This is a genomic window from Bradyrhizobium jicamae, from assembly GCF_018130695.1.
GTDB lineage: Bacteria > Pseudomonadota > Alphaproteobacteria > Rhizobiales > Xanthobacteraceae > Bradyrhizobium > Bradyrhizobium jicamae_B.
The window spans coordinates 268,454-280,712 of the sequence record NZ_JAFCJX010000004.1 but is presented as its reverse complement, the minus strand read 5'-3'; the positions used below and the strand labels follow the sequence as shown (position 1 = coordinate 280,712).

The window sequence follows — 12,259 nt, the reverse complement described above, 5'->3', positions numbered from 1 at the left end:
AGCGCCCTCAGATGGGGATCATTAGAAAAGGCACTGATGGACTTGGCGCAACAAGCGGCTTCAGTGATCGTAGACTGGCGTAGAAAAAGAAAGACTGAGAACTGGTGTTTGAGGCCTACTCAATCGTCTCGTAATCGGCGGGCTACAGCTCACCACTCCGCATCGTCATCCGCGGGCAGGAGGACGACCGAATCCTCATACAACCCAACTGACTCGACGGCGCAGAAATCATCCCCCGGCTTGAAGAAGAGGATTGAACTCGTCCACGGAGTGATGGATCGGCGCCCGGGCAGCGCGAACCAGACCAACGCCGCGATCTGCAGTGCTACGTTGAGACCGAAAGCGACCTGATAGGCCTGGAGCGGCCGATGGCCATCATTGGCAGACCATTGGTCCAGGATCAGGCCCGTCGCGTATTGCGCCAGAAACGCGCAACCAAAGTGCAAGACGTTCAAGGCACCATTGGCACGACCAGCGAGTTCCGGAGGAAAGTAATCTGCTATTACCGCGAAGCTGACCACGGTTGCCGTTCCGGCAATTGCGACACCGGACCACGGCAAGATGGACGGCAGAGGCACTCGCAGGATCAAAGCAAGCTCGGCTGCGACAAACAGCACTGCAACCGTCGCTAACACCCTCTCCGCCCTGATTCCTCTTCGTTTGACGTAGTGGACGGTCATCCCGAACAACAGGGCGCCGCAGCTCAAGACGATCGACATTATGAACAGCTGTCTTACGAGACTTGCGCGGTCAAGCCCCTCCACGTCGGTCAACCACGGTGATGCCCAGAGTCCTTGCAGAGACCAGGCTGACCCAATGCAAGTCGCCGATAACGGAGCCATTCGCCAGAACCTTCGATCGCTGAAAACAGAGCTCAGGCTGGTGGACGCTGTTGACAGCGCGATGCTTCGTTCAGGCACTACGACGTAGATGAGAATGGCCGTCGCGCCGGTGGCGGCCGCCAGAATCTCAAAGAGCTGCCGCCACCCCATCCAGGCGAGCAGGTGTTCCACGGGAGCCGTAGCTGTCACCGCTCCTAGCGATCCCAGCATGACCATGCAGCCGTTCAACAAGACAACTCGCTCCCTGGGGAACCAGATGATGATGGACTTCAGTCCAGCAGTCAGCGCTGCAGCAACACCAAACGCGATCATTGCACGCGCGATCAAAAGGGACAGGAAGCCGCTCGATACTGCGAACAGTCCGGCGCCTACTGCTGCGAGCAAGAACAGAACACTCTGGATGCGGCGCGGACCAAAGCGGTCCAACAATATGCCGACGGGGATCTGCGCCGCCGCAAAAACGAGGAAATAGACCGAGGTAAGCAACCCGAGGTCGGCAGCCCCAAGCCCAGCATCCGAGCTGAGATGACTGGCGATCAAAGCGTTGATCGTTCGAAACAGATACGAAAGATAGTATCCAACCGCAAACGGGAAAAATACGCGCGCGGTGAGGCGCCATGCCCCTGAGATCTGCATGCTGGCCCCTCTTGTTGTCAGCTCGTGCAAGCCGATAGCGTGACCAGCTTTTCGTCGGTTCGGCTAAATCGCTGCGGTCGTAGGCTGGCGTAGAAAAAGAAGGGTCGGCGCGTTTGCGCATCCATGACGCTCGGTCAGGATTCGTCGGCCGGTTCCTGACGGCGAATATCTTCTGGAATCTCGCGCAGGAAGCTCTGTCCCTTTTGCAAACGGCGCCCAAGCGCCTCGACAAATCCTTCAAAGCGCTCCCGGCCCTTTGCCTGCGCGGCGGCCTGCGCATCGTTGGGCAATGGCGGCGTAATCGTCAGCCAGAAGCGAATGAAGAGGGCTAAGGTCTCCGCCGTCAAACCAACGTCGCGCTCCAGTCTCTGCATCTGACGCGACAGCCGATCGAGGCGCCGGGCGAACGCTGCCTCCCGCCTGTCCGGTCCATCGGGCGAAAGGAAGGAGGAGACCGCAGCTTCCACGATCGCGGACCGGGAAAGCTTCCTGCGATCGGCGAGCTCCGAGATCTGTTTCAGCAGCTCTGGTGGAAAATAGACATTCATCCGGTCGCGCATTGCCTCAGAGCTCCATACCGTCATTCGGATCCATGACGACTTGACGGGCGACACCGCGCATCTGTTGGCGTATGAGCCGGGACTGGCGGACCGCGTCCTCGTCATCGTCAAGAACGGCAGCGAATTCCTCTGCCGGGGTCGGTTCGGTCGTCTCCTTGGCGATCGCGACGTGGTCGGGAAGTTCGGGCTCACGACGGAGCCCGCTATTCGCCGTGTCTTCCTCGGCTTCCGCGGCTTTGGCGGTTGGATCTCCGGTCGGCATTGGCGTTCCGAGCGCTGACCATCCGTCCGTTCGCGATGATCTGCCGGCGCTCGTCGGATCTGGCGGCGGCAGAACCCGCTCGGTGAACCGCCGATCCTCGTAATAGCGGACCTTCTTGGCCCGGATCGGGGGCGTGCCCGCCACCAAGACGATCTCGTCCATCGGAGGAAGCTGCATGACTTCGCCCGGGGTCAGTAATGGCCTCGCCGTCTCCTGCCGCGAGACCATCAGGTGCCCCAACCATGGGTTCAATCTATGGCCGGCATAGTTTTTCATGGCCCGCATCTCGGTCGCAGTCCCAAGCGCGTCGGATACCCGTTTGGCAGTCCGCTCGTCATTGGTCGCGAAGCTAACCCGGACATGGCAGTTGTCGAGGATCGCGTTGTTCGGCCCGTAGGCCTTCTCGATCTGATTTAGCGACTGCGCGATCAAGAAACTCTTGACGCCGTATCCCGCCATGAAGGCGAGCGCGGACTCGAAGAAATCGAGCCGCCCGAGTGCTGGGAACTCGTCGAGCATCATCAGAACACGATGCCGACGGTCGCGGGCGTGGAGATCCTCGGTCAGACGCCGGCCGATTTGGTTCAGCACCAGGCGGATCAGCGGCTTGGTCCGTGAGATATCCGAGGGTGGCACCACGAGGTAAAGCGTCGTCGGGCGGCTATCTGCGATCAGATCGGCGATCCGCCAGTCGCAGCGGCGGGTCACCTGGGCGACAACAGGATCGCGGTAAAGACCGAGGAACGACATCGCCGTGGACAGAACGCCCGAACGTTCGTTCTCGGATTTGTTGAGGAGCTCGCGCGCGGTCGAGGCGACCACGGGATGCGCACCCTCTTTGCCGAGGTGCGCGGTGGTCATCATTGCCTTCAACGTCGCCTCGATTGGCCGCTTCGGGTCGGACAGAAAGGCCGCCACGCCGGCCAAGGTCTTGTCCGCCTCGGCATAGAGGACATGAAGGATAGCCCCGACCAGCAGCGAATGACTGGTCTTCTCCCAATGGTTTCGCTTGTCGAGCGAGCCTTCGGGGTCGACCAGGACGTCGGCGACGTTCTGCACGTCGCGAACCTCCCATTCCCCGCGTCGGACCTCGATCAGCGGATTGTAAGCTGAGGATTTGGGGTTGGTCGGGTCGAACAACAGGACGCGGCCATGCCGAGAGCGAAAGCCGGCGGTCAGTTGCCAGTTTTCACCCTTGATGTCGTGGACGATGGCCGAACCCGGCCAGGCCAGCAACGAGGGAACGACGAGTCCGACACCTTTGCCGGACCGGGTAGGAGCAAAACACAAGACGTGCTCCGGTCCGTCATGGCGGAGGTAGTCGCGGTCAAGCTTGCCGAGCACCACGCCATCCGGACCAAGAAGTCCGGCCGCCCGGACCTCTTCGGCATCGGCCCAGCGGGCCGAGCCATAGGTCTCGACATTCTTGGCTTCACGCGCGCGCCACACCGACATGCCGATCGCCACCGCGATCGAAATGAAGGTCCCGGATGCCGCAATGAAGGCGCCCTCGACAAAGACCTGAGGCGCATAGGCGTCGTAGACGAACCACCACCAGAAGAAGACTGGCGGATAATAGATCTTGAAGCCCAACAGTTCGAACCAGGGTCGCCCAAGCTCGGGCTGCCAGGCGAGCCGCCATGCCGTCCACTCGGTTGCTCCCCAGATGGCCAGCAAGACGATCAGGCCGACAACGATCACCTGACCCCAGAGGATTTTGGTTCCGGACATTTCGGGCGTCCTTCCGCACTGAATTGGTGAGATAGCTAGAGGCCGAGGTCGCGCTTCCGGCCAAAGCCCCATTCGATGCCACCGCCGTCCTTCACGACGCCGGTGACGTGTTGGCCGAGCCTCTTTTCGAGTTCGTGGGACCAAGGCACGAGCTGGAAACCGAGCCCATTATCAATCATGGCGAAGCGTCCCGAGGTGAGCGTTAGCCGCTGGCGATACGTGCCCGCCACGTGCTCCCCGGAGGCGGCATTCACGCGAGGCAGGCCGGTGTCAGCCGAGACCTTTGCTGCCACCTCGTCCACTTCGCGTCTGCGCAACGAGTCCAAGAGATCGCGCTGCAGGATGATGCGTTGGCCCTGCCGCCGCGCCAGACCCTGCTGGATCAGATGCTCCGTACGGGCTTCCATGGCCTCGCGGGTCTCGCGGCCGAATCCACTCATGGCGAGCGGCATGGGGTCGCGTTCGACCAGCCTGTGATCGAGCCAGGTTGCGCCCCTCGCGGTGACCTGCTCAGCAAGATCGAGATCGGAGCGGATCGCCAGCACTACTGTCGGCCGCGGATCGCCGGCTTGACCGAAGCGTCGGACTTCGACGATGCCGCCGGCCGGCGGAGCATGTTCGAAAGCCGCGACGCCTCGAAAGCGCACGTGGTGCGCCCGTCCGTCTGTTCCGTCGATCAGGGCATAGGCCTCGCCGGTCAGTTCGTCATGCAGTCCATGGTCGACCAGTCGTCCGACAAGCTGGGATGTTGGCTGTCCGCCTTCGATGACGAAGTCGGCAACGCCGCGGGCTTCCCCACGCTCCGTGAAGGCGCGGTGCATGGTCTTGATGATGTCGCCACGCATGCCGAGGTCGCGCAAGCTACGCTCCGCCTCGAGCCCGACCATCCATTCCCCTGACGCGGCGGGTGCGGCAAGGCCCATCTTCTCCAGGTGCTGAAGGCGGCCGACCATCAGGCGCCTGATCTCGGGATCGGACTTGCCGGGATTCTCCGGCCGAAGATCAATGTAGCCGGCCTCATCAGCCGCCAGTCGGATTTCTCGGTCGAGTCGCGTCCATCGTTCAGCTGTGATTTCCCTCTCCAGCGAATTGCGGATCTCGTGCTCGGGCTTTGGCCCCAGCTCGATAGCGACCAGTTCCTCGGCGCGTGAGCGCAGGCCTCGGCTGATGTAGTCGCGGGAGATCACGAGATCCGCCCCTTCCTCATCTACTCCCCGAACAAGAAGATGGACGTGAGGATTGTCGGTATTCCAGTGATCGACCGCCACCCAGTCGAGCCGCGTGCCGAGATCACTCTCCATCTGCCTGGCGAGATCGCGTGTGAAGGCTTTCAGGTTGGTCATTTCGCCGGCATCCTCGGGCGAGACGATGAACCTGAAATGATGCCGGTCGTCCTTGCATCGTTCCGCGAAAGCCGCGCTATCGGCACGGTCGCTGCCGGCATCGAACATCTCCGCCCGCTCGCCCGTCCGGGTCACGCCGTCGCGCTTCAGATATGAGAGGTTGGCGGTCAGTGGTGCTGAACGAAAGGCTCGCCCCTTGTGACGAACCACGCGCGCCTTCACCACGACGCGCCGCGTCGGGCTGAACAATCTGGCGTGGCTGAAGGCGAGGCGCCCGCGGCCAAACGTGGAGCGCCCATAGGCTGCCGAACGCCTGCCCGACCCTGTCTGACCCGAGGTGTGCCCAGCCTTCTTCGCCGCGCGCAGCACCTGGTTGATGAAGCTTTTCTGCTTCGGCGCGCGGGTGCTGCGAATGCGCCCAGGCCGAATACGCAGATCGCTGTCGCCCACGCTCACGCCAGGGCTCCCCAACGATCAAAATCGCACATGGTGCCGAAGACGCCTTTGATTGCATTCATCAAAATGCAAGGCGCGGCACGCGCCCCGACCGACCGGCACGCCAGAACCCAAGCCATGCCAATGGCTTGCGGTTCGACCGGCGAGCCTCTTTTATCTCGCCGTCCTGCCGTCGTTGTCTCCCGGTCGCCGATTCCCGAAAGTGCCGCCGCGACCTGGCAGCCAACTCGCGAAGCCCTTACTGCTTCCAAGCGCTTGCGATAGCGATCGTTACCCGAAGGGCCGAGACACCCGAAGGGTGGCTCGGTGAGGAGCGAAGCGACGAGTAGAGCGCGGGCCGAAGGCATCGCCCGTACGCCATCAGCACATGTCACCTGCTCGGTGAAGCACGCCAAAACTTGCGAACTCGCACACCTGGTCATTGCGATCCTCTCGAATCCGATCGAGCGACGAACACGCCAACAGGCCGGGGGACCATGGGCGAAACATCGGACGCCGAGATTGCGGCCGTGACACCGCTCGACGGCTTAAACGCGAGCAAGCGATCGCGCGCTTTCATGAGATCGGACCGCATGACGAATAGCGTCCCAGCTGCTGATGACTGTCCCCTGGACGTCCACTTCGGCGGCAGTTCGATGGCAAGCAGATTGGCAAGCTTTGCGACGTATGCTCGCGTCTCATCCGGCAGAGGGCCGCCTGCAAGATGCTCTTCATAGCGAGATGGTCCCGCGTTGTAGGCGGCAAACACGCCAGGCGAGCCATAGCGATCGAGCAGTTCGCGCAAGTACGCCGTGCCGGCGGTAATGTTGTCGTGCGGGTCGTAGGGATCATTCCCGAGATTGTAGCGCTCGCGAAGTTCTGCCCACGTCGACGGCATGATTTGCATCAGGCCCATTGCGCCTTTTGGCGATCTGGCGTGCACGTCACCAGCACTCTCGATGCTCTGAACCGATCGAATCCAGTTCGGCGCGATCGCAAAGCGTTGTGAGGCTTCATTGATGAAGCCGGCAAAGGGGTGAGCGGTCTGACTGATCGCCGGCTGGGCGGCTGATCCGCTCTGGGCCAAAGCAGCGCTGTCGAACGCGGTCAGAAGAAACACCAGGGAAACGACAGCACAAACGCGGGTGACCGACCGACTCAAATACGCGGTCTGGCTCGCGCCAGCCTTGCAGACATCGATCGAAACGGAGGACTGATCCCGCAACCGATCGAACTGGGGCACGGCGAGGAGAACGCATCGAATACGCACGATCACTCCTCCCACGTCCACACCGGAATCGCACGGCCGATCACGGTAGATGCCGGAAGCAATCCAAAATACCGGCCGTCAAGAGAGTCGTCCGACTGCCAGTTCATCAGAAACAGCTCGCCGTCGCGGACAACGCGGCAGCCCTGCCATTTCGGCAGCGGCCGGCCGCGTCCGTCGCGATCCCGCGCTTCGCCCATTGCAATGTCGTCGACCGAGATCGTGGACCCGCTTCTGCAGACCGTCTGCCCGGGGAGCGCAAGGACCCGCTTGAGCATGGGGACGCCGATGGGCAGATAGCCGTTAAGGTCAAGAAACGTCGCGAGCGGCTCCGGCGGCTCCACGGCGACCAACTCGGTAACGCGGAAGCGTTCAGCCGGCCGCAGGCGATAGAGACCGACCGGCACGCTTGCAGATGCATTCCAGATGCAGAGTGGAAGCGGCTGCAGGACGAGTGTCATGACGAGCGCGGCAGCGGCACCAAACGTCGCCGCAAGCGTCTTCAAGCGCCCTCTCATCGCATCACCCTCTGCCGGTGAAGCCAAGCCTGGTGGCGCGCCTTCGTGTAGGGGCGCGGGCTTTCGTTGACGGACAGGCGGTTATGAACGTGATGCCAATGATCGGGCGCGACGTCAGCCGGATCGATGCCGAGCGCCTCAACGGCATCGATCATCTGAAGCACTCGCTCGACCTTCGGCCAACCGGAGAGCCGCAGCACAATCTCTCCGCCAGGCGTCACATAAGGGATGGTCGAGCAGCGCTGGCCCGGCGCGATGGCTCGCAGAATATCAATCCGCGAAATGACCGTTCCAAAGTCATTGGACGTCCACCGAACGAAGGCAAAGATGCTGCCGGGCGCAAATGACAGGACGCGACGATGGCGATCGAGCTTTCGCTCCTCAATGATGCGACCGAACCGAATGCGGTTTTCGATGCGCTTCTCGAGCCACAACACTTCCACTTCCGTGAGATCACTCATAGCACCGCTCCCCAACGCTGGAGTTGGCAGCCGTGGGCTTGGGGCTCGGTGGAGAGTGTGTACCGCCTGCAAACGCAAGCTGGCCTGTCGGACTGCCGTTGCCGAGCACCAACGACGCAGGCTTCGGCCCGGTCCGTTAGAAGAAATCCGAAGGATTTCTGGTTAGTAAAGTTAGAGCGGCCGGAAAGCGCGGAGAAACAGGCTCTTAAGCTCGATTCCGGTCCCCGATAGCACGAGGATCGGGTCCCTGATAGCACGAGGGTTGCGGTCCCCGATAGCACGAGCTGATTCACAGGATGTCCTCCGAATTTGGAATGAGACCGCGCCGGCGCAGGCGTGCCGTTAAGGGATGAACAGGCTGAGGGGCGAAGTTCAGCCGCTCGGTGCCGTCAGGATCACGCGTGAGCACGAGCTGGTAGCCGGGCAATGTCTGGCGCTGGACGATCTGGCGAACGTCGTAAGCAAAATGCTTGAGCGGCGAGAGGATGCCGGACTTGGCATGGAGGTGCAGAAGATCAAAACTCCAGCCACCGTCCTGGCGTCCACCGTGCTTGCGCACGAGCCGGTAGAGCCATCGTTCAAGTCCGCCCGTCAGCTCGAAATAAGCGCGATCGATCGTCAGCACGAGCGCATCATCGATGACGCCAGCGTAGAACCAATCCGGCAGGATCAGCTCGAGCCCGAATGGACGGCCATTTGCATCGGCCGTCTCCTTCCACTCGTTGATCCAGGAGAAGCGATGCCGTCGCCGCTCGGCCGGCTGGCGGATCGATGTCAACACGGTCGTTGACTGGAGTCTGTCTAGGCCGGCTTTCAGCCGATCATAGTCCCTCGCGCTTGTCCCGCGCCCGACAAACGTCAGAATCTCATAAGGCGTTGCAGCCATCAGGCGCGACGTCTTCAAGCCGGCATCACGTGCTTCGACGATTTGAGACGCAGCCCAAATCAGAACGTCTGCATCCCAGATGGTCGCCAAGCCGTGTTCCGGAACAGCTTCGACACGAATTGAGATTGCACCGGCACGAAAATCGATCGGCACTACGCGCTTCGTCTTAGCGAGCGAAAAGAACGGGTAAGCCATCAGATCCTGCGCGTCGCGCGGGGCGAGATCGCCGGGCAGCGCCCGAAAGAGCTCAAGCTGGTCACGCTCGGAATGGTGTTTGCGCCGCATGGTCACTGCTCTCGCAAGGCGGTCAGCGGCGTTCCTGGCCCGCATACGGGCGCAGCGCGGGATGCTTCTTGGCAGGCAGCACGGTCCCCTTGCCGGGATCGGATGTCGACGTCTTGGCGCCGCGGTCAGCCCACGCTTTCAGGTCATCGACGGCGTAGACAACACGTCCGCCGATCTTCCGATATGTCGGTCCAGTACCGTACGTGCGGTGCTTCTCGAGCGTGCGACCGGACAGGCCAAGATAGCGCGCGGCCTCAGGCGTACGCAGGAATCGCGGGGGGAGACCGGCCATCGGATCGGGCATTTGAGAACTCCAGGATGACAGCGCACTACGCTTGGCTAGGCCGGCGTGTGTGCGGTCATCATGGAGGAGCAGGATCTCGCAGGGGGATGCCGAATATGGAGGGGGCGATTTTCGGCACCCCTCGGGGACTGCACTACTCGTCCCTGCGCCCAGGCCGCAGAAGTTTGCGGTAACCACCGCGCATCAACGCGAGGCCGCCTTGCACCAGGCGGATTGTTCGATTGCGCAGATCATGCGTCTTCCAGGCGCGATCGGGGATGCGCTTTTTTCCGAACAGCGCCTCGGCGATCGTGCGATAGCTACCGCCGGCGCTGTGAGCATCAAGCGCACGGATCGCGGCGCTCAAGCGTTCGCGTCGGTGTTTCGATAGTTGATGAAATGCAGGCCCCGGCGCGCGTCCATTCATCGCGCGCCACAGCCGCCGGGCTGCATAGGCACGCGCGTCGAAATCGCCGTCGAACGGCAAGTCGGCTGCATATGACGCGCCGAGCACCGGCGGGCCCTTGGACCAGACACGGTGGTCCGCCGAACCGATGCGCAGCACGGCGTGCCAGCCGTCGGCGGCGCGGCGCACCTGACCTGCTGCAAGGTCAAGCAGCGGTTGAGACGCTGAACTGCGATCGGCAGCCCCGGCAACCTTGACCGGAACGACCGCCGCTAGAACCTCAGGCGCCCAAAAGATCGTCTGCTCGTCGAAGGACCTCTGTGGGTCATGGGCGAAAGCAGATACCCCATTTCCTCCTGAATTCCTCGGTCACTTCACCATCTGGGCTGCTTGCGATCATCGCCTCAAAGTCGCGCCCATAGTCCGCATTGCGGCGGAGGCATTCCCAGGCGATGTCGGTGATTTCGGCGTGTTGTAGACTCTTGTAAGATTCCGGCGACCGCCAGTCGAATTCAGGCATTGCTTCCGCCCCATTGCACGCAGCTAACAAGGATTGCGGCGCAATAGGTATGAACGAAGCGGTTGTAGGAAGCCCCTAGTTTGGCACCACGTGGTGCACCGGAATGACCACTGATTGGCAAAAGAAAATAGTTCTGCCTGCAAGTCGGCGGCCGCGATTTTCTTCTATTTCGAGCCGGTGCCGCGCAAGAGGCGCCCTTGCTCGGTCATCCATTTGGCGCGCGCAAGATGACTCTGATATGCGCGCCGCGCACGATCTGGCTCTCGCTCTGGGTCCATATGCAAGACCACTCGAGCAACTTCGCGCCAGTCGGCGCCCTCACCCTCCGCCTGCAGAAGCCGAATGTACGTGACGACGTGCTGTTCGTCATAGGCCGTCGGCGCCGGCTCATTCGGCGCACTGTCCGCAACGTCTGGATCGAGGGATGGCTTCTGCATCATATCCACTTTGGAATGCCAGGAACCTACGCCATGGTCTGGTCGCGAGCTAGACCCACGTTGCCCGGTAGAATCCCGGATTTCTTTTGAATCCGTTCCGGTAAGTACGCGACAAAGATCGGCCGCGCATAGCGTGGTCATCATTAGCACATTTGGATGCGAATAGGAACGATCGTTCCTAGAACGATCGTTCCGGCTCAGTTCCCATATCGCCATGGATCTCAAAGAGATCATGGCTGTGAACCTGCGTCGGAAACGCCACGATCTACAAATGACGCAGGAGGAGCTGGCCGAGCGTGCGGGTTTAAGCGCCCGTTATGTCGGCGCCATCGAGCGCGGCGACGTATCAGCAAGCGTCACCGTCCTCGGGCAAATTGCTGAAGCACTAGGGGTCGAACCCGGAGACCTGCTCAAAAGGGTTGCGCGGCTTAGCAAATCGTAAGCCGCCTCAGGCCTGCGGCGAAGCGCCCCGCCCGGCGGACCGGACGGGGCTTGGTGGGCGCTCTTACTCGCCGTTCTTGCGCGGCCGGGACCACAGGAGCGTGTAGCCCTCTCCGCCTTCGTCGTCGAACAGGTTCGCGTAGATCGGTGCGTTGAAGGAGGGATCGTCGAGCTTGAGCGAGAGGTAATCGCGGCCCTCCTCGGAGCGCTTCGACCAGGCGGCCCCGATCTGGGCACGGCCCACGTAGATGCGGTGGCTGGGAGCGTTGTCGTTGGAGCGATTGGTCTCGGCGACGATGCGGACGCCCTTGGCCTGCAGGCTCAGAGTGACGATCTCGCCCTGGAAATCGTTGCCGACCTTCTTGAAAGAACCGATGTTAGCCATGTCACTTCTCCAGTTGTGTTTCGAGCCCGCGACCACCGCGGCCTCGATGGCGATCTGAAGGCCGAAGACGATCGGCGACGCACCCGCTCGCGGGCCGGAGCGCAGCGGAGGACGCCGGTGCAGCGACTTTCTTGTCTCGCGAGGAATGGGCAAAGCCCAGGGGAAGAAAGTCGCAGCAACGGCGTTGCGGCTCAGACGATCGAGGCGAAGCCGGTCTTCGGCCAGATCAAGCCATCAACGAGGCCACGTGCGTCCGCGTGCTGAACCGCAATCTCGGGAGAAGACGTGGCTTATCTCGGTTTTGATGAACAAGAGGTCGGAACGATTCAGCGCAGAAAGAGAAACAATCTACTGCAAAGGGTGGTATCGCCTCCCAAGAACGGATCGAGGCAACACCGCTCCGCCGCGGCTGCGTGAGCCAGGCCGAAATGCCGGCGGCTTGATCGAGGAGCTCCGAGGAGGACTGCCTCTCCCGCGCTCGGTCTCGACCGTCCCCCGTTTCAGCGCGCCGATCTACGTTTTCGACGATGAAGGCGATAAACGGACATCCCTCGGGCCTTC

Annotated in this window: 14 protein-coding genes; 1 reads left to right on the top strand and 13 read right to left on the bottom strand. The window is 61.9% G+C overall.

Going from position 1 to position 12,259, the window contains the following annotated elements:
* Positions 1 to 149: 149 nt before the first annotated feature.
* From JQ604_RS08135 to JQ604_RS41500, 12 genes are all read right to left on the bottom strand, one after another.
* The gene (locus JQ604_RS08135; RefSeq protein ID WP_212355159.1) at positions 150 to 1,478 is read right to left on the bottom strand and encodes an MFS transporter; all 1,329 of its coding nucleotides are present in this window, start codon (positions 1,476 to 1,478) and stop codon (positions 150 to 152) included.
* Positions 1,479 to 1,612: 134 nt separating this feature from the next.
* Positions 1,613 to 2,038 carry a CopG family transcriptional regulator gene (locus JQ604_RS08130; RefSeq protein WP_212355150.1) on the bottom strand — a complete coding sequence of 142 codons (426 nt, stop codon included), beginning with the start codon at positions 2,036 to 2,038 and terminating at the stop codon, positions 1,613 to 1,615.
* Between the two features lie 4 nt (positions 2,039 to 2,042).
* A complete protein-coding gene (locus JQ604_RS08125) occupies positions 2,043 to 4,031 on the bottom strand; it encodes a conjugal transfer protein TraG (RefSeq protein ID WP_212355142.1) in 1,989 nt (662 codons plus the stop codon).
* Positions 4,032 to 4,066: 35 nt separating this feature from the next.
* Positions 4,067 to 5,830: a relaxase/mobilization nuclease domain-containing protein gene (locus tag JQ604_RS08120; RefSeq protein WP_212355140.1), complete on the bottom strand. Its 1,764-nt coding sequence runs from the start codon at positions 5,828 to 5,830 to the stop codon at positions 4,067 to 4,069.
* Positions 5,831 to 6,248: 418 nt separating this feature from the next.
* Positions 6,249 to 7,079, bottom strand: coding sequence for a lytic transglycosylase domain-containing protein (locus JQ604_RS08115; protein WP_212355272.1), 831 nt, complete (start codon positions 7,077 to 7,079; stop codon positions 6,249 to 6,251).
* A 2-nt stretch (positions 7,080 to 7,081) separates the two neighbouring features.
* Positions 7,082 to 7,594, bottom strand: coding sequence for a S26 family signal peptidase (locus JQ604_RS08110; RefSeq protein WP_212355138.1), 513 nt, complete (start codon positions 7,592 to 7,594; stop codon positions 7,082 to 7,084).
* Positions 7,591 to 8,055 (bottom strand): DUF2840 domain-containing protein, encoded by a 465-nt coding sequence (locus tag JQ604_RS08105; RefSeq protein ID WP_212355136.1) that lies wholly within the window; start codon positions 8,053 to 8,055, stop codon positions 7,591 to 7,593. Before JQ604_RS08105 ends, JQ604_RS08110 begins: the two co-directional genes overlap by 4 nt.
* Positions 8,056 to 8,344: 289 nt before the next feature.
* Positions 8,345 to 9,226, bottom strand: coding sequence for a replication initiator protein A (locus tag JQ604_RS08100; RefSeq protein WP_212355134.1), 882 nt, complete (start codon positions 9,224 to 9,226; stop codon positions 8,345 to 8,347).
* A gap of 22 nt (positions 9,227 to 9,248) precedes the next feature.
* Positions 9,249 to 9,530, bottom strand: a complete 282-nt coding sequence (locus JQ604_RS08095) for a helix-turn-helix transcriptional regulator (protein WP_008561544.1) — start codon at positions 9,528 to 9,530, stop codon at positions 9,249 to 9,251.
* Between the two features lie 133 nt (positions 9,531 to 9,663).
* Entirely contained in the window at positions 9,664 to 10,104 is a 441-nt protein-coding gene (locus tag JQ604_RS08090; RefSeq protein ID WP_349631070.1) for a DUF2285 domain-containing protein, read from the bottom strand.
* A 136-nt stretch (positions 10,105 to 10,240) separates the two neighbouring features.
* Complete coding sequence (locus JQ604_RS08085; protein WP_212355132.1) at positions 10,241 to 10,435, bottom strand: transcriptional regulator domain-containing protein; 195 nt, start codon at positions 10,433 to 10,435, stop codon at positions 10,241 to 10,243.
* A gap of 164 nt (positions 10,436 to 10,599) precedes the next feature.
* A complete protein-coding gene (locus tag JQ604_RS41500) occupies positions 10,600 to 10,872 on the bottom strand; it encodes a DUF2285 domain-containing protein (protein WP_249158107.1) in 273 nt (90 codons plus the stop codon).
* Positions 10,873 to 11,086: 214 nt separating this feature from the next.
* Here JQ604_RS41500 and JQ604_RS08080 point away from each other — a divergent pair, with 214 nt between their 5' ends.
* Entirely contained in the window at positions 11,087 to 11,314 is a 228-nt protein-coding gene (locus JQ604_RS08080) for a helix-turn-helix domain-containing protein (RefSeq protein WP_027531631.1), read from the top strand.
* 63 nt (positions 11,315 to 11,377) lie between these two features.
* On the opposite strand, the gene JQ604_RS08075 is transcribed toward JQ604_RS08080, so the two are convergent.
* Entirely contained in the window at positions 11,378 to 11,698 is a 321-nt protein-coding gene (locus JQ604_RS08075; protein ID WP_212355130.1) for a DUF736 domain-containing protein, read from the bottom strand.
* Positions 11,699 to 12,259 lie beyond the last annotated feature (561 nt).

Excerpts from the sequence above, each read along its gene's own strand:
- JQ604_RS08085 (WP_212355132.1), bottom strand. The coding sequence starts at position 10,435 with ATGCCTGAATTCGACTGGCGGTCGCCGGAATCTTACAAGAGTCTACAA.
- JQ604_RS08125 (WP_212355142.1), bottom strand. The coding sequence starts at position 4,031 with ATGTCCGGAACCAAAATCCTCTGGGGTCAGGTGATCGTTGTCGGCCTG.
- JQ604_RS08095 (WP_008561544.1), bottom strand. The coding sequence starts at position 9,530 with ATGCCCGATCCGATGGCCGGTCTCCCCCCGCGATTCCTGCGTACGCCT.
- JQ604_RS08135 (WP_212355159.1), bottom strand. The coding sequence starts at position 1,478 with ATGCAGATCTCAGGGGCATGGCGCCTCACCGCGCGCGTATTTTTCCCG.
- JQ604_RS41500 (WP_249158107.1), bottom strand. The coding sequence starts at position 10,872 with ATGCAGAAGCCATCCCTCGATCCAGACGTTGCGGACAGTGCGCCGAAT.
- JQ604_RS08100 (WP_212355134.1), bottom strand. The coding sequence starts at position 9,226 with ATGCGGCGCAAACACCATTCCGAGCGTGACCAGCTTGAGCTCTTTCGG.
- JQ604_RS08075 (WP_212355130.1), bottom strand. The coding sequence starts at position 11,698 with ATGGCTAACATCGGTTCTTTCAAGAAGGTCGGCAACGATTTCCAGGGC.
- JQ604_RS08080 (WP_027531631.1), top strand. The coding sequence starts at position 11,087 with ATGGATCTCAAAGAGATCATGGCTGTGAACCTGCGTCGGAAACGCCAC.
- JQ604_RS08110 (WP_212355138.1), bottom strand. The coding sequence starts at position 7,594 with ATGAGAGGGCGCTTGAAGACGCTTGCGGCGACGTTTGGTGCCGCTGCC.
- JQ604_RS08130 (WP_212355150.1), bottom strand. The coding sequence starts at position 2,038 with ATGCGCGACCGGATGAATGTCTATTTTCCACCAGAGCTGCTGAAACAG.
- JQ604_RS08105 (WP_212355136.1), bottom strand. The coding sequence starts at position 8,055 with ATGAGTGATCTCACGGAAGTGGAAGTGTTGTGGCTCGAGAAGCGCATC.